Annotated in this window: 22 protein-coding genes and 1 tRNA gene; 9 read left to right on the plus strand and 14 right to left on the minus strand. The window is 66.5% G+C overall.

Annotated elements, in window-relative coordinates; all coding sequences use genetic code 11:
* Positions 1-10 precede the first annotated feature (10 nt).
* Together SAMIE_RS03425 and SAMIE_RS03430 are read right to left on the minus strand one after the other, a co-directional pair.
* A complete protein-coding gene (locus SAMIE_RS03425; RefSeq protein WP_066704246.1) occupies positions 11-733 on the minus strand; it encodes a head GIN domain-containing protein in 723 nt (240 codons plus the stop codon).
* On the minus strand, positions 685-1,434 hold the full coding sequence (locus tag SAMIE_RS03430; RefSeq protein WP_066704247.1) for a head GIN domain-containing protein: 750 nt from the start codon (positions 1,432-1,434) through the stop codon (positions 685-687). Before SAMIE_RS03430 ends, SAMIE_RS03425 begins: the two co-directional genes overlap by 49 nt.
* A 124-nt stretch (positions 1,435-1,558) precedes the next feature.
* Here SAMIE_RS03430 and SAMIE_RS03435 point away from each other — a divergent pair, with 124 nt between their 5' ends.
* Entirely contained in the window at positions 1,559-3,154 is a 1,596-nt protein-coding gene (locus tag SAMIE_RS03435) for a M28 family metallopeptidase (RefSeq protein WP_066704250.1), read from the plus strand.
* On the opposite strand, the gene gloA2 is transcribed toward SAMIE_RS03435, so the two are convergent.
* Positions 3,135-3,530: an SMU1112c/YaeR family gloxylase I-like metalloprotein gene (gloA2, locus tag SAMIE_RS03440; RefSeq protein ID WP_066704253.1), complete on the minus strand. Its 396-nt coding sequence runs from the start codon at positions 3,528-3,530 to the stop codon at positions 3,135-3,137. The genes SAMIE_RS03435 and gloA2 overlap by 20 nt on opposite strands.
* A 206-nt stretch (positions 3,531-3,736) precedes the next feature.
* On the opposite strand from gloA2, the gene SAMIE_RS03445 reads away from it, so the two are divergent.
* The 4 genes from SAMIE_RS03445 (at position 3,737) to SAMIE_RS03460 (ending at position 8,945) form a co-directional block, all read left to right on the plus strand.
* Positions 3,737-4,786 (plus strand): hypothetical protein, encoded by a 1,050-nt coding sequence (locus SAMIE_RS03445; protein ID WP_126516726.1) that lies wholly within the window; start codon positions 3,737-3,739, stop codon positions 4,784-4,786.
* 375 nt (positions 4,787-5,161) lie between these two features.
* Positions 5,162-6,157, plus strand: a complete 996-nt coding sequence (hemB, locus tag SAMIE_RS03450; RefSeq protein ID WP_066698988.1) for a porphobilinogen synthase — start codon at positions 5,162-5,164, stop codon at positions 6,155-6,157.
* Complete coding sequence (locus SAMIE_RS03455; RefSeq protein WP_066698985.1) at positions 6,154-8,352, plus strand: spermidine synthase; 2,199 nt, start codon at positions 6,154-6,156, stop codon at positions 8,350-8,352. The genes hemB and SAMIE_RS03455 overlap by 4 nt, the downstream gene beginning before the upstream one ends.
* A 14-nt stretch (positions 8,353-8,366) precedes the next feature.
* Positions 8,367-8,945 (plus strand): gamma carbonic anhydrase family protein, encoded by a 579-nt coding sequence (locus tag SAMIE_RS03460; protein ID WP_066698983.1) that lies wholly within the window; start codon positions 8,367-8,369, stop codon positions 8,943-8,945.
* Positions 8,946-8,963: 18 nt separating this feature from the next.
* On the opposite strand, the gene SAMIE_RS03465 is transcribed toward SAMIE_RS03460, so the two are convergent.
* The 5 genes from SAMIE_RS03465 to zwf all read right to left on the minus strand — a co-directional run bounded on the left by SAMIE_RS03465 (position 8,964) and on the right by zwf (position 14,518).
* Positions 8,964-9,476 (minus strand): hypothetical protein, encoded by a 513-nt coding sequence (locus SAMIE_RS03465; RefSeq protein WP_066698981.1) that lies wholly within the window; start codon positions 9,474-9,476, stop codon positions 8,964-8,966.
* 40 nt (positions 9,477-9,516) lie between these two features.
* Positions 9,517-10,149: a bifunctional 4-hydroxy-2-oxoglutarate aldolase/2-dehydro-3-deoxy-phosphogluconate aldolase gene (gene eda, locus SAMIE_RS03470; protein ID WP_066698977.1), complete on the minus strand. Its 633-nt coding sequence runs from the start codon at positions 10,147-10,149 to the stop codon at positions 9,517-9,519.
* A complete protein-coding gene (glk, locus tag SAMIE_RS03475; RefSeq protein ID WP_066698970.1) occupies positions 10,146-11,126 on the minus strand; it encodes a glucokinase in 981 nt (326 codons plus the stop codon). Before glk ends, eda begins: the two co-directional genes overlap by 4 nt.
* 109 nt (positions 11,127-11,235) lie before the next feature.
* Complete coding sequence (gene edd / locus SAMIE_RS03480) at positions 11,236-13,062, minus strand: phosphogluconate dehydratase (RefSeq protein ID WP_066698967.1); 1,827 nt, start codon at positions 13,060-13,062, stop codon at positions 11,236-11,238.
* The gene (zwf, locus tag SAMIE_RS03485) at positions 13,055-14,518 is read right to left on the minus strand and encodes a glucose-6-phosphate dehydrogenase (RefSeq protein ID WP_066699035.1); all 1,464 of its coding nucleotides are present in this window, start codon (positions 14,516-14,518) and stop codon (positions 13,055-13,057) included. Before zwf ends, edd begins: the two co-directional genes overlap by 8 nt.
* Positions 14,519-14,715: 197 nt before the next feature.
* Here zwf and SAMIE_RS03490 point away from each other — a divergent pair, with 197 nt between their 5' ends.
* The 3 genes from SAMIE_RS03490 (at position 14,716) to SAMIE_RS03500 (ending at position 16,247) form a co-directional block, all read left to right on the plus strand.
* Complete coding sequence (locus tag SAMIE_RS03490; RefSeq protein WP_066698964.1) at positions 14,716-15,168, plus strand: type 2 periplasmic-binding domain-containing protein; 453 nt, start codon at positions 14,716-14,718, stop codon at positions 15,166-15,168.
* Complete coding sequence (locus SAMIE_RS03495; protein WP_066698962.1) at positions 15,165-16,097, plus strand: cation transporter; 933 nt, start codon at positions 15,165-15,167, stop codon at positions 16,095-16,097. The genes SAMIE_RS03490 and SAMIE_RS03495 overlap by 4 nt, the downstream gene beginning before the upstream one ends.
* Before the next feature lie 65 nt (positions 16,098-16,162).
* Positions 16,163-16,247: transfer RNA gene (locus SAMIE_RS03500), tRNA-Leu, on the plus strand.
* Positions 16,248-16,277: 30 nt separating this feature from the next.
* Here SAMIE_RS03500 and SAMIE_RS03505 read toward each other — a convergent pair.
* Entirely contained in the window at positions 16,278-17,417 is a 1,140-nt protein-coding gene (locus SAMIE_RS03505; RefSeq protein WP_066698960.1) for a pyridoxal phosphate-dependent aminotransferase, read from the minus strand.
* 66 nt (positions 17,418-17,483) lie between these two features.
* Between SAMIE_RS03505 and SAMIE_RS03510 the strand changes: the two genes are divergently transcribed.
* Positions 17,484-17,747 (plus strand): hypothetical protein, encoded by a 264-nt coding sequence (locus tag SAMIE_RS03510; protein ID WP_066699033.1) that lies wholly within the window; start codon positions 17,484-17,486, stop codon positions 17,745-17,747.
* On the opposite strand, the gene pgl is transcribed toward SAMIE_RS03510, so the two are convergent.
* From pgl to SAMIE_RS03535, 5 genes are all read right to left on the minus strand, one after another.
* On the minus strand, positions 17,744-18,436 hold the full coding sequence (gene pgl, locus SAMIE_RS03515) for a 6-phosphogluconolactonase (RefSeq protein ID WP_066698958.1): 693 nt from the start codon (positions 18,434-18,436) through the stop codon (positions 17,744-17,746). The genes SAMIE_RS03510 and pgl overlap by 4 nt on opposite strands.
* Before the next feature lie 2 nt (positions 18,437-18,438).
* Positions 18,439-18,915 carry a YbaK/EbsC family protein gene (locus SAMIE_RS03520; protein ID WP_066698955.1) on the minus strand — a complete coding sequence of 159 codons (477 nt, stop codon included), beginning with the start codon at positions 18,913-18,915 and terminating at the stop codon, positions 18,439-18,441.
* Complete coding sequence (galE, locus tag SAMIE_RS03525) at positions 18,912-19,916, minus strand: UDP-glucose 4-epimerase GalE (RefSeq protein ID WP_066698953.1); 1,005 nt, start codon at positions 19,914-19,916, stop codon at positions 18,912-18,914. Before galE ends, SAMIE_RS03520 begins: the two co-directional genes overlap by 4 nt.
* Positions 19,917-19,984: 68 nt before the next feature.
* A complete protein-coding gene (locus SAMIE_RS03530) occupies positions 19,985-22,159 on the minus strand; it encodes a 3-hydroxyacyl-CoA dehydrogenase NAD-binding domain-containing protein (protein WP_066698950.1) in 2,175 nt (724 codons plus the stop codon).
* Positions 22,160-22,182: 23 nt separating this feature from the next.
* Positions 22,183-23,391 carry an acetyl-CoA C-acetyltransferase gene (locus SAMIE_RS03535; protein ID WP_066698948.1) on the minus strand — a complete coding sequence of 403 codons (1,209 nt, stop codon included), beginning with the start codon at positions 23,389-23,391 and terminating at the stop codon, positions 22,183-22,185.
* Between the last annotated feature and the right edge of the window lie 29 nt (positions 23,392-23,420).

Genomic DNA, 23,420 nt, shown 5'->3' on the forward strand with positions numbered 1-23,420 from the left:
CCGCAACCTCTCAATACGCCTCGCCCCCGCAGATCAGCCGCCCGGTGCCCTTGTTCTCCACCGAGCAGGCGGCCTTGCCCGCGACGCTGATGTCGCCCGATCCGCTGGTCACGATCCTAGCGCTGCCGTCCGCCGTCAGCACGACGCTGCCCGGTCCTTCGTTGACGATGCTCGCCTGCTGGACGCGCAGCGGTTCCGCCGCGACCGAACCGGGGCCGTTGACGCGGATATTCGCGACGCCCGCTTTCCCCGCCAGCGACAAGCGCCCGCCGCCCGCCAGCGCCACCTCCAGCCGGTCGAGCTGCACATCGCCCACGCTCACATCGCCATTACCGCCGAGCACGATCTGCGCCGAAAGCCCCTTGATCCGGTTGATCGCGACCGATCCGCCGCCCGTCAGCACCACGCGTTGCAGCATCCCGGTGGACAGCCGCACCGTCGCCGCGCCGCCGCTCTTCTCGCCGGGGCGGGGGCGCTCCATCGTCACCACCAGCAGCCGTCCCGACACGTCGACCTTCAGCCGGTCCAGCGCATTCTGGTCGCCCTCCGCCCGCGCCGAAGCCCCCGCACCCGTGGTCAGCACCACGTTCACCGGCGCGTCCACCCGGATCGCGTCGAAGCTGGTGATGGTGAAGCCGCGCGTCGCTGCCTGCGCGGGCGCGGCGATCAGCAGCCCGCCGCCGATCAGGGCGCGCAGCGCGCCTCGCCCGATCCCATGATGCTCTGTTTGCACTGCGCCTTGCCCTTCACCGTGACGTTGCCCGATCCCATGATGCTGATATCGACCGGCCCGTCCGAGGCAAAGCCCACATCGCCTGAACCCAGGATGGACGCCTCGCCGCGCCCGGCCTTGAGGCTCTCGCCCGAGAAATTGCCGGAGCCGGTGACGGACACGTCCACGCTCTCCGCCGCGCCCGCGACGCTCATGTCGCCCGACCCCGTGATTTCGGCCTTGAGCGACCGCACCTGCATCGCCGCCACCTTGACGTTGCCCGACCCGGTCAGTTCCGCCGTGAAGCCCTCGCCATCCGCGCGGTCGACCTCGACATCGCCCGACCCGGTCGCCTCGACGCTGCGGATTGCGGGGAGGGAGACGCGGATCGTCGCGCCCCGGTCGTCGCTCCAGCTCATGCCCATCCGCTTCCTGCGCCCGATCTCCAGCCTGTCGCCGTCGACCCGGATATCCAGCCGGTCGAGGACTTTCTGCTCCCCTTCCGCCCGCACCGAAAAATCGCCGCGCGTCACGATCACATTGTCCGGCCCGGTCGCCTCGATTGCGGTAAAGCCCTTCAGGCTCGCCCAGGCCGCAGGATCGGCGGGCGGGCCCGAATCTTCATGCCTTCCGGACCCGCTCTCGCGCGAGCAGGCGGCGGGCACCATCGCCATCGCGGAGACCATGAGGACGGGAATGAGGGCAGGGGCGGTCGGGCGCATCGGCATCTCCTGTAACTGTATTGCCTGACTAATACGCTATCTCCATGGCGGTTCCAACCCCCCTTGTTCGTTGCCCGGAAAGAAGCATGATAGCATGCTGAACCCACAAGAGGCCCGCCCGCCGATGCGCATGTTTTTCCACGCCTTTCCTCTGCTCGCGCTCGGTCTTGCCGCCCCGGCCGCTGCCGGTTCCGCCGCCCCGCGCAGCGACGGCGCGCGCTGGTGGAGCCATGTGCAGGCCATCGCCAACGACGGGATGGAGGGGCGCGGCACCGGCACGCCGGGCTATGACCGCGCCGCCGACTATGTGATCGGTCAGCTCAAGGCGCTCGGCCTCAAGCCCATGGGCGTCGACGGCTTCAAACAGCCCGTCGCCTTTGTCGAGCAGATCGTCGACTCCAGCCGCAGCAGCGCCACGCTGGTCGGCGCGCAGGGCGAAACGACGCTGTCGGTTCCCGGCGACCTCATCTTCTCGGGCGGCGGCGGCCCGGTGGTGGAGAGCATCGACGCGCCGCTGGTGTTCGCGGGCTACGGCCTCCACCTCCCCGAAGCGGGGCATGACGATTTCGCGGGCCTCGACCTCAAGGGGAAGATCGTCGTCGTCATCTCCGGCGGTCCGTCCGCCATGTCCGGCGCGCTCAAGTCCCACGCCCGGTCGGAACGCGCGCAGTGGCTCGCCAGGCAGGGCGCGGTCGGCCTCATCCAGCTCGTGACGCCGGGGCAGGTCGAAATTCCCTGGCCGCGCCGCATCGCGCTGGCGGGCGCACCCGCGCTCTATTATGCCGACGCCTCCCTGCGTGACACGCAGGCGCCATTCCTCGGCGCGCAGCTCGATCCCGCAAAGTCCGCGCTTCTGTTCGAAGGATCAGGACAGGATTTCGCCGCCATCGCCGCCGCCGCGGACGCCTCCGCCCCGATCAGGGGTTTCCCGCTCGCCCAGCGGCTCAAGGCGCAGGTCGCCGCGACCCGCCGCACCCTGTCCTCGCCCAACCTCATCGCGGTCATGCCCGGCAGCGATCCCAAACTCGCCAGCGAATATGTCGTCCTCTCCGCGCATCTGGACGGTTACGGCATCGGCACGCCGGTCAGGGGCGACGCGATCTACAACGGCGCGTTCGACAATGCGTCGGGCGTCGCCAGCCTGCTGGAAATCGCCCGCCTGCTCAAAGCCGGCAAGGCGAAACCCAAACGCTCGATCCTCTTCGCCATCGTCACGGCGGAGGAAAAGGGGCTGCTCGGCTCCCGCTATTTCGCGCGGCGGCCCACCGTGCCGCAGAAGAGCATCGTCGCCGACCTCAATTTCGACATGGCGCTCCCCATCTTCCCGCTCACCAGCGTGACGCCGGTCGGCTACGACCAGAGCAGTCTGGGGCAGGATGCGGCGGCGGTCAGCAGGGCGATGAACCTGCCCATCGTCCCCGATCCCTTCCCCGACCGCAACGTCTTCATCCGTTCCGACCAATATGCCTTCATTCGCGAAGGCATCCCCGCGCTCTTCTTCAAATATGGGTTCAGGGCCGGGACGCCCGAAGCCGAAACCGAAAAAGCGTGGCGCGCCAACCTCTATCATTCGCCCTTCGACGATCTCGATCAGCCGGTGATGCCGGCGGAAAGCGCGAAGCTGAACGACTATGTGACCGCCGTCACCCTGCGCGTCGCCAACGCGCCCGCGCGCCCGACATGGAACGCCGACAGCTTCTTCAGGCGCTTTGCGAAATGACCCGCTCGTAAAGCTCCAGCGGCAGTCCGTCGGGGTCGGCGAAGAAGGTGAAGCGCTGCCCGCTATATTCGTCCACCCGCACCGGCTCGCACACCACCCCCGCCGCCGCGAGCCGCGCCACCTCCGCGTCCAGATCGTCCACATTGAACGCCAGATGCCGCAGCCCCCGCGCTTCGGGGCGGCTGGGCCGGGGCGGCGGCGCGGGAAAGGAAAACAGCTCGATCTGCGCATTCCCCGCATCGAGATCGCACTTCCATGACTCCCGCTCCGCCCGATACACCTCCCGGATCACGGGCAGGCGAAGAACATCCCGATAGAAAGCCCGCGACCTCGCATAGTCCGAACAGATGATCGCTATGTGATGGACGGAGAGCATGGCGGGAAGGGTAGGGGAAGGCGGGGGTAAGGGGAAGGGCGGGGAGGAGTGCGTTTCATGGCTGGGTTGCGCCATTGTCGGACATTCCGCCAGTAACCGGCTATCCCTAAAAGCAGCCGTTCACTTAACTTTATGATGGTTACATCTTTGCGTGGCGTGAGCCGCCCATCTATCGTCAGATGGAAAAGTCGGGAGGAAGAACGAGCGTGGCTGAATTGGACAAATCTCTCCAGCTTGAGGCTGTCTACTACAGCGCACCTGCTCCGCGCTCCTTGGCGAGCATCGTTGCGCTGGGCCTCGTGTTCGACCGGGTTCATTTCCCGGGGGTCTACGTGCCACAGGGCGACTACGATCGCGATGCATGGAAAGCAGAAATCGACCGAATTGCTGCGCTGCCTCCAAGCAGATTTAATGACCCGCGCGCACTAGTCACATTGATGAAATTTGCCGAACTATCCGAAAGAATGCCCGGCTTCTTTGCCTTCGACCGTACAAAGGACGATCCACTGGACAAGAATAACGGCGACAGCGAGATGGTCGAACGGATGTATGCGGAAATGTGGGGACCCCCGTCGAAGAATTTCATCCCAACCTTCGCGCCTTGGCATCACAAGGGAGTACCGGGCAGTGACGAGCACCTAACGTACCCCGGCGACTACTACTACCAAGCTGCCGCCCTCCGGAAGTCAGGAGAGCTTGGCGCTCCACTCGTTAGCGACATGCCGGGCCTTCCTGTACCGGGCGCTGCAGGCGACATGACGGGTGACGCGAAGGCATTGTCGGGGTTCCTTGCACTACAAACCATGCGCGTTGCGCTAGACGGTGTGCCGCTCCTCGCGCCGGACGACATTATGGAATTCAGGAATGCAAACTCTCAGGCGTTGCGAGCATTCCGTCGCGCGATGTTGCGCTATGCTGGGGAGTGGCGTGACAAGCTCAAGGAGCTACCGCCTGAGGAGGTAGTGCGCGAAACCGCATTCCTCGTGCAAACCGAAATCGTACCTGCGCTCGATGAACTTCGCCAGCTTGCCAGTGACCCTGCACGGCCTTGGTATAAGCGCGCGGTTGATGGGATAAAAATGGCTGCTGCGTTGGCAGGTGCCTGTATGATGGCGGACAAGGAGAAGGCGTTCGGTGCGATGCTTGCTGCCGCTGCGCCTATGTTTTTCACGGAGGTCGAAGCCAAGGGTGACAAGTCACAGACGGTGCGTCGAAGTGACCTCTACTATCTGCTCAAGCTTCAGCGTGTGGGGTAGGGAGATGCTTTGTCTGACGCTGGTTTGAACACGCCAATCGGCCAATCTAAGCCATCTCTCCCCCCCTGTCCTACACCCCCCGCGTCATGATCCACTCCCGTCATGCCCGCGCCACTCCTCCACCGCCACGTCCCCCGGCCGCACCGTCGCGCGCCCGTCGCGTCCCTGTCGCCTCACTGGCGCGTCCCTGTCGCCTCGCTGTCGCTTCCCCGCCGCCTCACCGCCGCGTCGCAGTCGCCTTGCGCCCGGAATCCGCCCCGAAATCCGCCATTCGCGCGTCCCACCGACGGTGTGAACTTCGGCTCCGCTTTCAGTGTCGCGTCGGTGTCGCGTCCGCCTTGATCCGCCGCGCCCGCGCGCCTACACCCGCACCCCATGACCCATGCTTCCTATCCGGCGCTGCGTTTGCGCCGTCCGCGCGCAACGGCCTGGAGCCGGGCGCTCCATGCCGAAAACCGCCTGTCGCCCGCCGACTTCATCTGGCCCCTGTTCGTGACCGAAGGGGATGGCGTCGAGGAGCCGATCGGCGCGCTCCCCGGCGTGTCGCGCTGGTCGGTGGACCGCATCGTCGACCGCGCGCGGGAAGCGCGCGACGCGGGCATTCCCTGCCTCGGCCTCTTCCCCAACACGCCCATCGAGCGGCGCAGCGACGACGGGGCCGAAGCGCTCAACCCCGATAATCTCATGTGCCGGGCGATCCGTGCGATCAAGGATGCGGTGCCCGACATCGGCGTGCTCACCGACGTGGCGCTCGATCCCTATACGGTCCACGGTCAGGACGGGCTGCTCGATCCGACCGGCTATGTCGTCAACGATGCGACCATCGACGTGCTGATCGGCCAGTCGCTCAATCAGGCGGCGGCGGGCGCGGACATCATCGCGCCCAGCGACATGATGGACGGCCGCGTCGGCGCGATCCGCGAGGCGCTGGAGGAGGAAGGCCACGCCAATGTGCAGATCATGGCCTATGCCGCCAAATATGCGAGCGCCTTCTACAGCCCGTTCCGCGACGCGGTGGGATCGCGCGGACTGCTGAAGGGCGACAAGAAGAATTACCAGATGGACCCCGCCAATGGAGAGGAAGCGCTGCGCGAAGTCGCGCTCGACCTTGCCGAAGGGGCCGACAGCGTGATGGTGAAGCCGGGCCTGCCCTATCTCGACATCGTGGCGCGGGTGCGTGACCGCTTCGCCGTGCCGGTCTTCGCCTATCAGGTGTCGGGCGAATATGCGATGATCGAACATGCCGCCGCGGCGGGCACGGGCGACCGCGACGGGCTGATCCTCGAAACGCTGATGGCGTTCAAGCGGGCGGGCTGCTCGGGCGTGCTCACCTACCACGCGCTCCACGCCGCGCGGCTGCTGGGCGCATGACGATCGTGGGAACGCGCCAGCGCTTCGTCCTCACGATCTGCGCCGGTTCGTTCCTGCTGTTCCTCGTCCAGCCGATGATCGCCCGCATGGCGCTGCCGCGTCTGGGCGGGTCGCCGGCGGTGTGGAACAGCGCGATGCTGGTCTATCAGGCGCTGCTGCTGGGCGGCTATGCCTATGCGCACTGGCTGGGGCGCTTCGCCGCGCGGCGGCAGGCGCTCATCCACCTCGGTCTGTTCCTCGCCAGCGCCATCTTCCTCCCCATCGGCCTTGCCGCCTGGCAGCCGCCGCTGGGGATCGAGCCGGGCCTGTGGGTGCTCTGGCTGCTCGGCGCGTCCATCGGCCCGCTCTTCTTCGTCGTCGCGGCGCAGGCGCCCCTGCTCCAGCGCTGGTATGCGCTGACGGGGGAGGGCGATCCCTATCCGCTCTATGCCGCGTCCAATATCGGCAGTTTCGCCGGCCTCATCAGCTATCCGCTGCTGGTCGAGCCGCTGCTGACGCTCAGGGCGCAGAGCCTTCTCTGGTCGCTCGGTTACGCTGCGCTCTTCTTCCTCGTCTATATGAGCGCAAGGCGGCTGCCCCCGGTCGATCCGCAGGCGGAGGCGGCGGCCACAGGTCCAAAGCCCGACACCCGAACGATGCTCGGCTGGACGGCGCTGGCAGCGGTGCCTTCGGGCCTGATGCTGGCGACGACGCTCTATCTCACGACCGACATCGTCGCGATGCCGCTGCTCTGGGTGCTGCCGCTCGGCCTCTATCTGCTCAGCTACTCCATCGCCTTTGCCGAACGGCGGGACGCGGCGCGCCTCTTCGGCCAGATCGCGCCGCTCGTCCTGCTGATCGGCGCGTGCATCGCCTTTACCGGCGGCGTGCATTTCCCGGTGTTCATCGCGATCGGCATCCTTGCCGTGCTGTTCGTCGTCGCCGTGGCCCTGCACGGCCGCCTCTACGATCAGCGCCCGGCGCCGGAGCATCTGACGCGCTTCTATCTGGTCCTGTCGGCGGGCGGGATGCTGGGCGGCCTGTTCTGCGCGCTGCTCGCCCCGCTGATCTTCGACTGGACCTATGAATATCCGATCCTGCTGGTCGCCGCCGTGCTGCTCCTGCCGCCGCACCGGGCGATCCTGCGCCTGCCGCGCCTGCTCTGGGAGAATCCCGACCGCCGCCACTGGCTCGCGGCGCTGATGCTGGTCGCGGGGCTTCTCCTCTCAATGCTGGGCGGGGGACTGCTCGGTCCGCAGCCGCCCATCGTCAGGACGATCGGCTTCGTCACGATCATCGCCATGGCGGTGATGGCGCTCGGCCACCGCATCCTGACGGCGGGCATGCTGCTCTACCTCATGCTGTGCCTCAGCGGCTGGGAAAAGTTGTCGCAATCGGCGTCAGGCATGCTGACCCGCAGCTATTTCGGCGTCTATGGCGTGGTGGACAAGGGGGCGGACCAGCGCGTCCTGTTCCACGGCACGACGCTGCACGGCATCCAGAACCTGACGCCGGGCATGGAGCGGGAGCCGACCAGCTACTACGCGCCAAAATCCGGCGTAGGGCTGGCGCTCGCCAATGCGCAGGCGCTCTACGGGCCGAAGGCCGGGATCGACATCGTGGGTCTGGGGGCAGGCACGCTCGCCTGCTATGCACGCCCCGGCGAGCACTGGCGCTTCTACGAGATTGACGCCGCCATGGCGAAGATCGCCCGTGATCCCGCCCGCTTCACCTTCCTGTCCCGCTGCCTGCCGGATGCGGACATCGTCATCGGCGACGCCCGCATGACGCTGGCGCGGCAACCGGCGGGCGGCGCGAACATCCTCGTCATCGACGCCTTTTCGTCGGATTCCATCCCCGTCCACCTGCTGACGCGGGAGGCGATGGCGATCTATGGCCGCCGCCTGACCCCGGACGGGCTGCTGCTCATCCATATCTCCAACCGCTTCCTCGATCTGCGGCCCGTGATCGCGGCGGCGGCAAGGGCGGAGGGCTGGCACGCCCGCCTGCGCCATTACCGCCCCTCCGTCCGCGACGACGCGCATCATTATGCCGCTTCGATCTGGGTTGCCCTGTCCCGCGATCCTGCAAAGCTCGACCGGCTGGTGGACGGCACGGGACGCCCCCTCTGGCAGCCGCTTGCCCAACGTCCGGGCTTCGCGACCTGGACCGACGACCACGCCAGCATCCTGCCCACGCTCAAGATCAGACCCTGAAGGAAAGCCGCCCCATGACCGCCGCGCATCCCGATGTCAGCATCATCCCCTTTGGCGGAAAGACGCCGGTCATCCACCCCAGCGCCTTCATCGCACCGGGATGCCGCATCATCGGCGACGTGGAAATCGGCGAGGATGCGAGCATCTGGTATAATTGCGTGATCCGCGCCGATGTGAACCGCATCCGCATCGGCGCCCGCACCAATGTGCAGGACGGCACGGTCATCCACTGCGACAGCGCGGGCGAGCGCGACGATGGCCGCCCGCTCGACGGCTGGCCGACGATCATCGGCGAGGATGTGCTGATCGGCCACATGGCGATGATCCACGGCTGCGTGCTGCACGACCGGGCCTTCGTAGGGCTGGGGGCCATCGTCATGAGCGGCTGCACCGTGGAAAGCGACGCGATGCTGGCGGCGGGTGCGATGCTGACCTCTGGCAAGACGGTGGCGCACCGCCAGCTCTGGGCCGGACGCCCGGCGAAATTCATGCGTGACCTGCCCGACGCCGCGATCATCGACATGCGAGAGGGTATCGACCACTATGTCCACAATGCCAAGGCGCACAAAGGCGCGGTGAAGGCTCTGGGGTGAAGGCTCTGGAATGACCAGTCAGGGCTGGGGCAGGCGTGCTTTCAGCGCGTCGATCCGGTCGTTCTGCCGGTCTACCTGCGCCAGCGCCGCGGCGCGCGCCGCGTCCACTTCCGCGATGCCGCCTCTGGCTTTCCCGTCCGCAACGGCGTTGCTGGTCTGGACGTAGAGCGTATCGAGGCTGGCGAGCGCCGATACGCTGTCGTTGCGTGAAGCCTCCAGCGCGCTGATCGACACCTGCGCCGCGACCCATGCGTCGCTGGAAACGCCCGCGCTGTTCGCCGCGCTCACTGCCTGATCGGCCTTGGCGTAGGCCGTGTCGAAAGCCGCCGCGCCCTTGTCCGCCTGCGCCGTGTAGCGGGCGATTTCCCCGGCCAGCGCCGGGTCGGCGGCGGCAGGCGCTGGCGGCGGCGCGACATCGGCCATCGGCGCGCTTTCAATCGGTCGCTTGGCGAGCGAGGGGTAGGATTGCGGCGCGCCCGCGCATCCCGACAGGAACAGGGCGAAGGCGGTCAGGATGCGGCGCGGAGTCATGTCCTGCATCTAGGGCGGGGCAGGGCGGCGCGCAACCGGATCAGCGCGCCGTGCCGTGACGGGGCAAAGCCGCCGCTTCCCGCGCCAGCGCCTCGATCTTTGCCGGATCGACCGGCCCCTTGGGCACGACCCAGCTTCCGCCGACGCATTTGATGAAGGGCTGCGCCAGCCATTCGGGCGCGCTCTGCGCCGTGATGCCGCCGGTGGGGCAGAAGCGCGCGCCGTGCAGGGGAGCCGCCAGCGCCTTCAGCGCGGGAAGACCGCCCGATGTTTCCGCCGGAAAGAATTTGAAGTGCGACAGCCCCATGTCCATGCCGCGCATGATGTCGCCCGCCGTCGCGGTGCCGGGCAGGAAGGCGATGCCTGCGGCAATCGCCGCCTTGCCGAGCGGTTCGGTCAGGCCCGGACTGACGATGAAGCGCGCGCCCGCCTCCATTGCCGCGTCGAGCTGCTGCGGGTTCAGCACGGTGCCCGCGCCCACGACCGCACCTTCCACCTTTGCCATCTCGCGGATCACCTCCAGCGCGGCCGGGGTGCGCAGCGTCACCTCCAGCGCCGGAAGCCCGCCCGCCACCAGCGCCTGCGCAATGGGCAGCGCGTCCTCGACCCGCTCGACCACCAGCACCGGGATGACCGGCGCCAGTTCCATCACCTGTTCGACCGAAAGGGTCATGCTTTTTTCTCCCGAAATGCGGCGGCGGCCCCGAACAGGCCGATTTCCTCGTGAATGGCGCAGCGGATCGGAACGGTTGCCATCAGGCTTTCGAACCGGCCCTTGGCCTTGAACCGGGTGTGGAACCCGCTCTGTTGCAGAAAATCCTTCATTCGCTGGGTGAGGCCGCCTGCCAGCACCACGGCATGCGGGCCATGCGCCAGCGCCAGATCGCCCGCGACCGATCCGTAGCACAGGCAGAAGCGCTCCAGCGCCCGCCGCGCGAAATCGTCCGTCCCGTCGAGCGCCGCCTGCCACAGTTCCGGGTCTTCCATCAGCATGACGCGCTCATGCCCGATGGTCGCCATCGCCTTGTAGATATAGTTGAGGCCCGGTCCCGACACGATCCGCTCGGTCGACACGCGCAGGAACTTGTCGCGCAGATAGGTGAGGATGCGCTCCTCGATATGGTCGAGCGGCGCGAAATCCAGATGCCCGCCCTCGGTCGCGATCACATGCGGATCGCCATCGTCATAGGCGATCATCGCGACGCCAAGGCCGGTGCCCGGTCCCATCACGGTCACGCCGCCGTCGCGCGGAAAGGGGCGATCCTCACCGAACAGCAGCGGCAGATTCTCGTCCGGCAGGCGCGATACCGCATGCGCGACCGCCTCGAAATCATTCACCAGCCGCACGGTGCGCACGTCAAGGTCGTCCGCCAGCGTATCGGCGCGGATCACCCAGCTACTGTTGGTCAGCTTGATGACCTCGCGCCCGATGGCGGTCGCAAAGGCGATGGAGGCCGCATCGGGCAGATCGCCCGCGCCGTCCTTGGCCTCATCCTCGGCAAAGGCGGCCCAGCAGGCGGTCAGGCTCGGATAATCCGCGACCTTATATTTGCGCACGGTCCCCAGCGTCGGCACGCCCCGCGCGTCGAGCGAAGCGCGGGCGAAGCGGGCGTTGGTCCCGCCGATGTCGGCGGCGATGATGTCGGTCATGTCGGCATCCCATTCATATGATCGTCATCCCGGCGAAGGCTGGGATCTCTGGAGGGGCGCTTTGTCCTCTCGTCGGAGATGCCAGCCTGCGCTGGCTTGACGGTGAAATTTAGAGCTCGCTTTCCATCGCCGCCAGCATGGCGGACGCGCCCTGTTCGGCAAGGTCGCTATGGTGGCGGAACAGCGCGAAAAGCTCGCGCCCGGTGTCGTAGGGCGGCGGGGGAGCGGGGGGCTGGTCGCGCGCGGCCCATTCGGACGCGCCCACCAGCACCTCGACCACGCCCCGCTCGGCGCAGACGCGCACCCGGTCGCCATCGCGCAGCTTGCCGATGGGGCCGCCGCCCAGCGCTTCGGGCGACAGGTGAATCGCGGCGGGCACCTTGCCGCTCGCGCCCGACATGCGCCCGTCGGTCAGCAGCGCGACCTTGAACCCGCGATCCTGAAGCACGCCCAGCGCCGGAGTCAGCTTGTGCAGTTCCGGCATCCCGTTGGCGCGCGGGCCCTGAAAGCGCACCACGACCACCACGTCGCGCTCCAACTCGCCCGCCTTGAACGCGCGCAGCACATCGTCCTGATCGTGGAAGACGGCGGCGGGCGCTTCGATGGTCCAGCGTTCGCGATCCACCGCGCTCACTTTCATGACGCAACGGCCCAGATTGCCCTGGAGCAGCTTCATGCCGCCATCGGGCTGGAAGGGGTTCGACGCCGGACGCAGCATATTCTCGTCGCGCGAAGCGTCCACGTCCTTCCACACCAGCGCCTCATTCTCCAGCACCGGCTCCTTGCCATAATCGGTGAGGTCCGCGCGCGCGACGGTCAGGATGTCGCGATGGAGCAGCCCGGCGTCCAGCAGTTCGCGGATCACATAGCTGATCCCGCCTGCCGCGTGGAAGTGGTTCACATCGCCGGAGCCATTGGGATAGACCCGCGCCAGCAGCGGCACGACATCGGAAATCTCGGCCAGATCGGTCCAGTCGATGCTGATCCCCGCCGCCCGTGCGATGGCGGGCAGGTGGATCGCATGGTTGGTCGATCCGCCCGTCGCCATGAGGCCGATCATCGCGTTGACGATGGCCTTTTCATCGACGCAGTGGCCCAGCGGCCGATAATCGTCGCCGTCCCAGCCGATGCTCGCCACCCGATGCACCGCAGCACGGGTCAGTTCGCTCCGCAACTTCGTGCCCGGATTGACGAAGGAGGCGGCGGGCATGTGCAGCCCCATCATCTCCATCATCATCTGGTTGCTGTTGGCCGTGCCGTAGAAGGTGCAGGTGCCAGCCCCATGATAAGAGGCGCTTTCGGACTCCAGCAGTTCCTCGCGCCCGACCTTGCCCTCGGCATAAAGCTGGCGGATGCGCACCTTTTCCTTGTTGGCGAGACCCGAAGGCATCGGCCCGGCAGGGATCAGGATCGTCGGCAGATGCCCGAACCGCAGCGCGCCGATCAGCAGCCCCGGCACGATCTTGTCGCAGATACCGAGCAGCAGCGCGCCTTCGAACATCGCATGGCTCAGCGCCACCGCCGTCCCCATCGCGATCGTGTCGCGGCTGAACAGCGACAGGTCCATCCCCGCCTGCCCCTGCGTCACGCCGTCGCACATCGCCGGAACGCCGCCCGCCACCTGCGCCGTCGCGCCGACTTCGCGCGCGGCGATCTTGATCTGTTCGGGATAGCGGCCATAGGGCTGATGCGCCGACAGCATGTCGTTATAGGCGGTGACGATACAGATGTTCATCGCCTGCCCGGTGCGGATCACCGGCTTGTCCTCCCCGCTCGCGGCAAAGCCGTGGGCGAGGTTGCCGCAGGACAGTTGCGCGCGGTTGGTGCCCGCGTCGCGCCCGCGCTCGATCAGGTCGAGATATTGCCGCCGTCTCGGACGGCTGCGCTCTACGATGCGTTCCGTCACCTTGGCGATGGTGGGGTGAAGATCAGTCATGCCAGCTTGCTCCGTCGCGTTCGATCAGGGCAATGGCCGACGATGGCCCCCAGTTCCCCGAACTATAGGGGGACGGCTTCACATTGGCGTCCTTCCACCCGTCGATGATGCTGTCGATCCAGGTCCACTGCGCCTCCACCTCGTCGCGGCGCACGAACAAGGTCTGGTCGCCGGCGAGAAGGTCGAGGATCAGCCGTTCATAGGCAATGCGGCGCCGCTGCCCGGCGAAGGCGGCGGTCAGCGACACGTCCAGCGTCACCTCCTCCAGTTGCACCTGCCGTTCGAGGCCCGGCCGCTTCGACATGATCTGGAGGCGGATATATTCCTCCGGCTGGAGGCGGATGACCATCGTATTGGGTTCAAGACCCGACCCATGGCCGTTCCGTCCGAAGATGCTGTGCCGCACCGGCTTGAACTGGATGACGATTTCAGACTGCCGGTCGGGCATCCGCTTGCCCGTGCGCAGGTAGAAAGGCACCCCCTGCCAGCGCCAGTTGTCGATATAGGCCTTGAGCGCCACGAAGGTTTCGGTGTCGGACGGCTTGCCCAGTTCGTCGGCATAGCCTGTGACGATCTGCCCCTTGACCGCGCCCGGTGTATATTGCCCGCGCACGCTGTGCGTCTTCACCGTTTCGTCGGTCATTGGCCGCAGCGACCGCAGCGCCTTCACCTTCTCGTCGCGCACGGCGGTCGGGTCCATGCGCGCGGGCGGTTCCATCGCGATGATCGACAGGATCTGGAGCACATGGTTCTGCACCATGTCACGCAGCGCGCCCACGCCGTCATAATAGGACACACGGCCTTCCAGCCCCACCGTCTCGCCTACGGTAATCTGCACATGGTCGATGGCAGTCGCGTTCCACAGCGGCTCGAACATCACATTGCCGAAACGCAGGGCGAGCAGGTTCTGCACCGTTTCCTTGCCCAGATAATGATCGACGCGGAAAATCTGGCTCTCGTCGAACAGCGCGCCGATACCGTCATTGACCTCTTTCGAGGAGGCCAGATCCTTGCCGATGGGCTTTTCCATCGCGATGCGCGTCTTGGGCGTGATGAGGCCCGCTTCCGCCAGCCCCTGCGCGGTCGGCGCGAACAGGGAAGGCGGGGTGGAGAGGTAAACGGAAAGTCCCCGGTCGGCCCGCCCGTCGATACGGTCTGCCAGCGCCCTGAACTGATCCGCATTGCCAGCCTCCACCGGCTGATACCGGATCATCCCGACAAAGCTCTTCGCCCGTTCCGCGTCATAGCGGTCCGCCGCCAGAAACTCCTTGAGCGCCGCGTCTACTTCCTTTCGGAACGCGGCGTCGTCCATCGCCGAACGGCCGGACGCGACGATCAGGAAATCGTCGGGCAACAGGCCGTCGGACAGCAGATTGTAGAGCGAGGGAAAGATCATCCGGCGGGCAAGATCGCCGGTCGCGCCGAACAGCAGGAACGTAGCAGACGGGTCGGTCAAAGGATGGTCCTTCTCCGTTTGGGTCATATCAATGTCTGCACGAGGCCGCCCTTATAACGGGGCAGGATCGTTACGCAACCCACGCTAACGCGCCTCTTCCGCTGCGGCAATGCGGGGCGGGAATATCGCCGGACAGAGGCAAGGCGGCGGGCGCGCGTCAGGAACTTCGCGGCAGGGTCAGCCGTTTCCGCCTCGTAATGAAAGCCGCGTTCGTCTCCCTTCTTGTCGCTCTGCTCGCCGGCTGCGCCGACCTGCCGCGCGACCCGGATCGCACAAGCGAGCATATCGCAGCATCCCGGAGCGTCCGGATCGGGCTGGTGCCCGGCGACACCCGCTTTGCCGCCGCCGCGCGGACACGCTTCCTCAAATCACTGACCGCGGCGACGACCGCGCGGCCCGTCTTCGTTTCCGGCTCGACCGAAACCCTGCTCCAGCAGCTTGAGCGCGGTGAACTCGACCTCGTTCTCACGCCTCTGGACCCGGACAGTCCCTGGGTGACGCGCGTGACTCCCGGCCCGCCGCTGGCCGACAAGGGGACTGGCGAGCGGCGCGTCCAATATCATGCCGTCATGCGCAATGGTGAGAACCGCTGGATCATGACGGTGGAAAAGGCCAGCCGCGCCAGCGCCGATCCGGGAGCGGACACATGACCGGGGCGGACGAACTGCCCGACGACATCGTCCGGACGCTCCGACAGGCGGAGCGGCTGGAATATTGGAACATCGGCTGGACGATCTCGATCATCGTGTCGATGGGCCTCGTCATGGGGCAGAGCCAGACGATGAAGACCGCCTGGGTCGAGGATACGCTGGGCCTCGTGCCGCCCATCGCCTTCCTCGTCGCCGCGCGCATGGAGCGCAGGGGGCAGGTGTCGCCGCGTTATCCTTTCGGCTTTCACCGCGTGAATGGCCTTGGCTTCTTCCTCGCCGCTGTGGCGCTCGCAGCGACGGGCGGGCTGATGCTGTGGGATTCGGCGATGACGCTGGTCCATGGCGATCATGCCACGGTGGGGTCGGTGCGGCTGCTCGGCCGCGACATCTGGCTCGGCTGGCTGATGCTGGCGGCACAGGTCTACGCGCTGGTGCCGCCGCTCATCATCGGGAGCAAGGAACTGCCGCTGGCGGAAAAACTGTCGGACAAGCTGCTGCACACCGATGCGCTCATGAACAAGGCGAACTGGATGACCGGCGCGGCCGGGATTGCGGGCGTGCTTGGGTTGGGCCTCGGCCTCTGGTGGGCGGACTCGGTGGCGGCGGCCTTCATTTCGTTCGGCATCGTCAGTGACGGCATCAAGGCGCTGCGCTCCTCCACCGCCGAGCTGGTCGACGGCGCGCCGCGTGGCCTCTCCAGCCCGAAACTGTCCGACGACGCGCAGGCGCTGAAGGAGCGGCTCGAAGCCCGCTATTCCGGTTCCACCGTCCGTCTGCGCGAAACCGGCCGCCTGATCCGCGCCGAGGTGCACGGCCATGTCGGTCCGCAGGATGCGCTCGACATCGACGCGCTCTGGCCGGGCAGGCCCGATGAAGCGTGGCGGCTGTCGCAGGTCAGCTTCGCGCCGCCCACGCACCGCGACGATTGAGCGGCGCCGCCCGATTTTCGGCTGGACGCAGCGCCGTGATTTTGCCATCTGCGCTCACCGGCCACGCGGGTGTGGTGAAATTGGTAGACGCGCCGGACTCAAAATCCGGTTCCGCAAGGAGTGTCGGTTCGAGCCCGACCACCCGCACCACTTTTCTTGAGCCTCAAGCGCCGGTTGCGCCTATCGCTGCGATCCCTGCTGCTGGAACCAGGGCACCATCCGAGCGATGGCGTCCTCCACCCGGTCGCTCGACACCGCGAAGCTGAAGCGGATGAAGCGATGGCCGTCCACCGGATCGAAGTCGATGCCCGGCGCGGTCGCTACGCCCGTCTCGCGCAGCAGCCGCTGGCAGAAATCCAGACTGTCGTTCGTCAGATGGCTGATGTCGGCATAGATGTAGAAGGCACCGTCCGGCGGGGCGATCCGCGCCAGCCCCATCGCAGGCAGTGCGTCGAGCAGCAATTCCCGATTGCGGCGATAGGTTTCGACATGCGCATCCAGTTCGGCAACCCCGTCGAATGCCGCCAGCCCCGCGCGCTGCGCCAGCACGGGCGGCGTCAGGAACAGGTTGCCCATCCGCGCCCGCGCCGCGTCGATCAGGTGCGGCGGCACGACGACCCAGCCCAGCCGCCACCCGGCCATGCTGAAATATTTGGAGAAGCTGTTGACGATCACGGCGTCCGGCGAAAATTCCAGCATCGAATGCGCCGGTTCGCCAAAGCTCAGGCCATGGTAGATTTCGTCCGACACTATGGCGATTCCGCGCTCGGCGCAAACCTGCGCGATGGCGCGCAGTTCGGCAGGCGGGATGATGGTGCCGGTGGGATTGGCGGGGCTGGCGACGATTAGCCCGGCAGGCGCCGGATCGAGCCGCGCGATGGCATCCGCGCTGATCTGGTAACGTTCCGCCGGGCCGCACGCGACCTCCACCGGCTCCAGATAGAGCGCCTTCAGCGTATTGCGGTAGGCGACATAGCCCGGCCGAGCCGTCGCCACGCGCGCGCCCGGCGCGAACAGGCAGGTCAGCGCCAGCACCAGTCCTGGCGAAGCGCCGCAGGTTAGCAGCACCTGCTCGGCATCGACGGCAACGCCATGCCGGTCCGCATAAAGACCCGCGATCCGTTCCTTGAGCTTCTGGCTTTCCCAATAGCCCATGGGGTCCGTGTCCAGCACCTCATGCGCGACCGCGATGGCGTTGGCGGGCGCGCCGGTCGAAGGCTGCCCGAACTCCATGTGCAATATGAAGCGCCCCTCCGCTTCAAGGCGGTGCGCTTCCCGGCTGATGGCGATGGCGTGGAAGGGGTCGATCTGCGAAATCATGCCCGCTGCCTAAACGCATGTTATCCCGCTCGCAACCGAAGCGGCGGGCGCGGGTTGACGATGCAGATGAACGCCTCCCTGCTCACCGCCCTTCAATATTATGGCGCAGGCGCTGCCACATTGGCGGCGCTGGTCGTCTCGCTCAACCTGGGGCGGCGCGTGACCGGCTGGGCCTTCGTCCTGTTCGTCACATCGTCGCTGGCGCTGATCGGATGGGGATTCCTCAGCGAAGACAGCGAGGGCATCGGCTGGCAGAATGTCGCGCTGCTTTTCATCAACGCGACGGGCGTCTGGCGCTACCTTGTCTCGAAGCACGCACCAGAAGGTTAGCCTTCCGCGATCCACACCTCGACCGGCACTTCATCCTGACAGAGCGCCAGCCGGATCGGCAGTTCCTCCACCGCTCCGCCCGCCAGCGCCCGCGCATAGACCGCCCGCTTCTCCGTGCCGCCGATCTGAAGGAAGATGTGCCGGCTGTCGAGGATCGCGCTCGCCGTCAGCGACAGCCGCTGGTGCGGCGCGGCTGGCGGCGTCACCGCCATGGTGCGGGCAGGGGAGGACAGCCCGTTGGGCAGTTCCGCCGCTCCCGGAAAAAGCGAGGCGGTATGGCCGTCATCGCCCATGCCCAGCAGGACGATGTCCAGTGGCCAGGGCAGGGCGGCAAAATCCGGTTCCGCCGCCACCTGCCCCGCATAGGCGTCGGCCGCTGCGTTCTTCATCGGCACGAACCGCGCTTCCGCCGCCGGTCCCTGTAACAGGGTTTCCCGCACCAGCCGTTCGTTGCTGTCTGCGCTCGACGGTTCGACCCAGCGCTCGTCGACCAGCGTGACGATCAGCTTCGTCCAGTCGAGCGGCGCCTTCGCCAGCGCTTCCAGCACCGGGCGGGGCGAACGGCCGCCCGAAACCGCGATGGTTGCGATCCCGCGCGCCGCGATGGCGTCGGACAGGATGCGCGCGATCCGCCCGGCCAGATCGGCCGCGGCTTCCGCTCCGGTCGGGAAAATATGTTCGGTCGGCATGGTCACTCCGTCGCGTCGGGCAGGGTGCAGATGTCCACCCATGCCGCCCCGGTCAAGGCGGCCAGCCGCTCGGGCGTCAGTTCGACCGAGGCGGTGCGCGATCCTGCAGCGGGAAAGACAGTCGGAAATGCCTTCAGGGAAATGTCGCAATAGACAGGCAGCGGCGCGGGAAGGCCAAAGGGGCACACGCCTCCCACCGGATGCCCGGTGATCGCCTCGACCTCCTCCGTCCCCAGCATTCGCGGTTTCGCGCCCAGCGCCGCTTTCGCCTTGCCGTTGCTCAGCCGGGCGTCGCCGCGCGCGCAGACCAGCACCACCCGCTCGCCCACGCGCAGGGAAAGCGTCTTGGCGATCCGGGCAGGTTCGACCCCCAGCGCGGCGGCGGCGTCCATCACGGTCGCGGTGCTCACGCCCTGGTCGATGATCGCCACATCGGGCGCATGTTCCGCGAAGAAGGCGCGGACGCTCGTCTCGCTCATCCGCCCTGCCGCTCGCCGAGCTTGCGTTCCCATGCGAGCGCGTGCGTCAAGATCTGCGTCAGGTCGGCGTGGCGCGGTTGCCACGGAAATTCCGCCATGATCGCGCGATTGTCGGAGATGAGCGAGTCCGGATCGCCCGCGCGGCGGCCCTCCAGCCTGCGCTCGATCGTCATGTTGGTCACGCGATCCACGGCGTCCAGCACTTCCAGCACGGAAAAGCCCCGGCCATAGCCGCAATTGAGCATATAATTCTGCTCCGGCTTCGCCATCAGCGCCTCCAGCGCCAGCACATGCGCGGCGGCAAGGTCCGTCACATGGATATAGTCGCGCACGCCCGTGCCGTCCGGCGTATCGAAATCGGTGCCGAAGACGCCGACATGGCTGCGTTTGCCCAGTGCGGCTTCGACCGCAACCTTGATGAGATGTGTTGCCCCAGCCGTCGACTGGCCGCTGCGCCCCTGCGGATCGGCGCCCGCGACGTTGAAGTAGCGCAGCGCACAGAAGTTCATCGGATGCGCCGCCGCCACATCGCGCAGCATATATTCGGTCATCAGCTTCGACATGCCATAGGGATTGATCGGCCGCTGCGGCGTCGTTTCCCTGACCGGGCTTTCCTCGGGAATGCCGTAGGTCGCGGCGGTCGAGGAAAAGATGAAATGCGGCACGCCCACACGCACCGCGCTTTCGATCAGGTCGCGGGTCTTGGCGCTGTTGTTGTGATAATATTTGAGCGGGTTCTCGACCGATTCCGGCACCACGACCGATCCCGCGAAATGCATGATCGCTTTTACGTCATGCTCGCGCAGCGTCGCTTCCACCAGCGGCTGGTCGGCGACGTCGCCGCGCACCAGCGGCACCCCCTGCGGCACCGCCCAGTCGAACCCGGTGACCAGATTGTCGATCACCACGACGCCATAACCGGCGTCCTTCAGCGCCAGCACCGCATGGCTGCCGATATAGCCGGCTCCGCCCGTCACCAGAACCGTGGGCTTGTCGCTCATAAAGATTAGGTCTCCCCTGCGTGTCGCCGGGGAGACCTAGCCCAGTCGGATGACGATTTACAGGGCGATCATGCGGCCCTGGCGCTGACCTTGCCGTAAAAGGTGGCGCCGCTCGCCGCCATATCGCGCAGTTGCTGTGTGGGCGCGAAGCGCGGCCCATGTTCGCGCGCCAGCCGGTCGAGCGTCTCGACAACCTGCGCGATGCCGACCGTGTCCATATGGCTGAAAGGCCCGCCCGTGTATGGCGCAAAGCCCCAGCCGAAGATCGCGCCGATGTCGCCATCCTCGGGCGTCTCCAGAACGCCTTCCGCAAAGCAGCGGGCGCATTCGATCAACTGGCGATAGAGCAGCCTTTCCTTCACCGCCTCGACATCGGGCTGGTGCAGCGCGCGCGGAAACATCTCGCCGATTTGCGGAGACAGGTGCTTCTTCCCGCCCTCTGGATAGTCATACCAGCCCTTGCCGTTCTTGCGGCCCAGCCGCCCGGCCTCGACCATCTTCAACGCGACATCGTCGGACGCCTGCGGCACATAGGCGTCGCCCAGTTCCTTCTTCGCCGCCGTCATGATCTTGACGCCCAGCTCGATGGACACCTCATCGCTGACCGCCAGAGGGCCGGTCGGCATACCCAACTGCTTGCCAGCATTCTCGATGAGCGCGGGGTTGATCCCTTCGCCCACCATTTCCGCGCCTTCCTGCACATAGGTGCCGAAGCTGCGCGAGGTGTAGAAGCCGCGGCTGTCATGCACGACGATGGGCGTTTTCCTGATCTGCGCCACGAAATCCAGCGCCTTGGCGATGGCGGCGGGGCCGGTCTTTTCGCCTAGGATGATCTCCACAAGCGGCATCTTCTCGACCGGAGAGAAAAAGTGGATGCCGATGAAATTTTCCGGCCTGCTCCACGCCTGCGCCAGTTTCGTGATCGGCAGGGTGGAAGTGTTCGACCCGAAGATGGTGTCGGCGCCCAGCACCGCCTCCACCTGTTTCGTGACCTCCGCCTTGATCGCCACATCCTCGAACACGGCCTCGATCACGAAGTCGCTGCCTGCGAGCGCCGCATAGTCGGTGGTCGGCGTCACGCGGGCGAGCGTTTCCGCCATCTTCTCGGGCGTCATGCTCTTGCCCAGACGTTTCTTGAGAACTTCCTCGACATGCGCCTTGCCCTTTTCAGCATAGGCGAGGTCGCGGTCAAACAGCACGACCTCCATCCCCGCCTGCGCGGCGACGGTAGCGATGCCCGCACCCATCATGCCCGCGCCCAGCATGGCGAGCTTCCGCGTCGGAGCCTTCGCCTCGTCCTTCGGACGCCGCGCCCCGCGCTCGGCGGCCTGCTTGTTGACGAAGAGGGTGCGGATCATGTTCGACGCCTGCGGATCGGCGGCGACCTTCGCGAAATATTTGCTCTCGATCTGGATCGCGCGATCCATGGGCAGAGTGATGCCTTCATAGACGGCGGACAGCAGGGCGATGGGCGCGTTCATATTCCGCTGCGTCTGCTTCAATGTCATCGGCAGCGCCCCCGCCATCGTCTGCACGAACGCAGGGTTGAAGCCACCCGCGCCGCCCGGCACCTTGAAGCCCTTGACGTCCCATGGCTGGGTGCTGGCGGTAGGGTTCGCCTTCACCCATTCGCGTGCGGCGTCGAGCGCCGTGCCCTGCGGGACGACCGCGTCCACGACCTTCAGCATCGCCGCTTCCGCCGGGCGGAACAGTTTGCCCTGTAGCATGTACATCAGCGCCGCCTGCACGCCCATGACGCGCGGCAGCCGCTGCGACCCGCCGCCGCCGGGGAAAAGGCCGATCAGGATTTCCGGCAGCCCGAGCTGCGTCTTGCTGCTGTCGCCGACGAACCGGCGGTGGCAGGCAAGCGCCAGCTCGAACCCGCCGCCTACGCATGTGCCCTCGATGGCGCATGCGACCGGCTTGCCGCAGGTTTCGAGGCGGCGCAGCAACCGGTTCAGCACGAACACCCTGTCAAAAATATCGGCGGGGGCAGGGCGTTCACCGTTGCCCGTCGCCAGCATCGACCCGAAATATTTAAGGTCCATGCCGGCCATGAAGCCGCTGTCCTTACCCGATGCGATGACCGCGCCCTTGATGCTATCTTCCGAGCCGATACGCGTGATCGCGGTATCCAGGTCGGCGAGCAGGTCGGGGCCGATGACGTTCATCGACTGGCCGGGAACGTCGATGACGAGGGTGGCGATGCCGTCGGCGTCGATGTCGAAGCGGATGGTTTTCATATCAGTCTCTCCTAATCCGCTGCTTACACGCGCTCGATGATGATGCCGGTGCCCATGCCCGCACCCACGCACAGGTTGACGAGCGCCGTGCCCTTGCCCGAGCGTTCCAGCTCGTCGAGCGCGGTGCCCAGCACCATCGCGCCCGTCGCGCCGAGCGGATGGCCCATCGCGATTGCGCCGCCGTTCACATTGATCTTCGAATGGTCCAGATCCATCGCCTGCATGTAGCGCAGCACGACCGATGCGAAGGCTTCGTTCAGTTCCCAAAGGTCGATGTCGCTCTGCGTCATGCCTGCCCGCGCCAGCAGCTTGCCCGCGACGAACTCCGGCCCGGTCAGCATGATGAGCGGTTCGGACCCGATGGATGCCATCGCCCTGATCTTCGCGCGCGGCTTGAGGCCGTATTTCTCGCCCATATCCCTGTTGCCGACCAGCACCGCCGCCGCGCCGTCCACGATGCCGCTGCTGTTGCCGGCGTGGTGAACATGGTTGACTTTCTCCAGCTCCGGGTAGCGCAGCAGCGCCACGGTATCGAAGCCCGGCATATCCTCGCCCAGAGCGGTGAAGCTCGGCTTCAATGCGCCCAGAGACTGCATCGTCGCATCGGGCCGCATATGCTCATCATGGTCGAGGACCACGCGGCCGATCACATCCTTTACGGGAACGATGGACCGGGCGAACCTGTTCTCATCCCACGCCTGCTTTGCGCGCTTCTGGCTCTCCACGGCGTAGGCGTCGACATCGTCGCGGCTGATGCCGAATTTGGTCGCGATCACGTCCGCGCCGATGCCCTGCGGGGCGAAATAGGTCTTGTAGGCGACTGCCGGGTCCATGGCCCATGCGCCGCCGTCCGATGCCATGGGCACGCGGCTCATCGATTCGACACCGCCGCCGATGGCGAACATCGCTTCGCCCGAATAGACCTTCGCCGCGGCCATATTGACGGCTTCCAGCCCTGAAGCGCAGAAGCGGTTGATCTGCACGCCCGGCACCGTCTGCGCATAATCGGCGTTCAGCACGGCCACGCGCGCGATGTCCGCGCCCTGTTCGCCCACCGGGCTGACACAGCCGAGGATCACGTCGTCCACATCGGCCGTATCAATGGCGTTGCGGTCGCGCACCGCCTCCAGCACCTGCGTCGCAAGCTGGATCGGCGTGATCTCGTGCAGCGACCCGTCCGCCTTGCCGCGCCCGCGGGGCGTGCGAACAGCGTCGTAGATATAGGCTTCCATTTCGTTTCAGTCCCTCTCCGTGGAGCCGC

The sequence above is a fragment of the Sphingobium amiense genome, from assembly GCF_003967075.1.
Taxonomy (GTDB): domain Bacteria; phylum Pseudomonadota; class Alphaproteobacteria; order Sphingomonadales; family Sphingomonadaceae; genus Sphingobium; species Sphingobium amiense.

What these genes read in the sequence shown, in the direction of transcription:
- SAMIE_RS03430 (WP_066704247.1), bottom strand. Translation starts at nt 1,434, where the DNA reads ATGCGCCCGACCGCCCCTGCCCTCATTCCCGTCCTCATGGTCTCCGCG.
- SAMIE_RS03435 (WP_066704250.1), top strand. Translation starts at nt 1,559, where the DNA reads ATGCGCATGTTTTTCCACGCCTTTCCTCTGCTCGCGCTCGGTCTTGCC.
- gloA2 (WP_066704253.1), bottom strand. Translation starts at nt 3,530, where the DNA reads ATGCTCTCCGTCCATCACATAGCGATCATCTGTTCGGACTATGCGAGG.
- hemB (WP_066698988.1), top strand. Translation starts at nt 5,162, where the DNA reads ATGACCCATGCTTCCTATCCGGCGCTGCGTTTGCGCCGTCCGCGCGCA.
- SAMIE_RS03455 (WP_066698985.1), top strand. Translation starts at nt 6,154, where the DNA reads ATGACGATCGTGGGAACGCGCCAGCGCTTCGTCCTCACGATCTGCGCC.
- SAMIE_RS03460 (WP_066698983.1), top strand. Translation starts at nt 8,367, where the DNA reads ATGACCGCCGCGCATCCCGATGTCAGCATCATCCCCTTTGGCGGAAAG.
- SAMIE_RS03465 (WP_066698981.1), bottom strand. Translation starts at nt 9,476, where the DNA reads ATGACTCCGCGCCGCATCCTGACCGCCTTCGCCCTGTTCCTGTCGGGA.
- eda (WP_066698977.1), bottom strand. Translation starts at nt 10,149, where the DNA reads ATGACCCTTTCGGTCGAACAGGTGATGGAACTGGCGCCGGTCATCCCG.
- glk (WP_066698970.1), bottom strand. Translation starts at nt 11,126, where the DNA reads ATGACCGACATCATCGCCGCCGACATCGGCGGGACCAACGCCCGCTTC.
- edd (WP_066698967.1), bottom strand. Translation starts at nt 13,062, where the DNA reads ATGACTGATCTTCACCCCACCATCGCCAAGGTGACGGAACGCATCGTA.
- SAMIE_RS03490 (WP_066698964.1), top strand. Translation starts at nt 14,716, where the DNA reads ATGAAAGCCGCGTTCGTCTCCCTTCTTGTCGCTCTGCTCGCCGGCTGC.
- SAMIE_RS03495 (WP_066698962.1), top strand. Translation starts at nt 15,165, where the DNA reads ATGACCGGGGCGGACGAACTGCCCGACGACATCGTCCGGACGCTCCGA.
- SAMIE_RS03505 (WP_066698960.1), bottom strand. Translation starts at nt 17,417, where the DNA reads ATGATTTCGCAGATCGACCCCTTCCACGCCATCGCCATCAGCCGGGAA.
- SAMIE_RS03510 (WP_066699033.1), top strand. Translation starts at nt 17,484, where the DNA reads ATGAACGCCTCCCTGCTCACCGCCCTTCAATATTATGGCGCAGGCGCT.
- pgl (WP_066698958.1), bottom strand. Translation starts at nt 18,436, where the DNA reads ATGCCGACCGAACATATTTTCCCGACCGGAGCGGAAGCCGCGGCCGAT.
- SAMIE_RS03520 (WP_066698955.1), bottom strand. Translation starts at nt 18,915, where the DNA reads ATGAGCGAGACGAGCGTCCGCGCCTTCTTCGCGGAACATGCGCCCGAT.
- galE (WP_066698953.1), bottom strand. Translation starts at nt 19,916, where the DNA reads ATGAGCGACAAGCCCACGGTTCTGGTGACGGGCGGAGCCGGCTATATC.
- SAMIE_RS03530 (WP_066698950.1), bottom strand. Translation starts at nt 22,159, where the DNA reads ATGAAAACCATCCGCTTCGACATCGACGCCGACGGCATCGCCACCCTC.
- SAMIE_RS03535 (WP_066698948.1), bottom strand. Translation starts at nt 23,391, where the DNA reads ATGGAAGCCTATATCTACGACGCTGTTCGCACGCCCCGCGGGCGCGGC.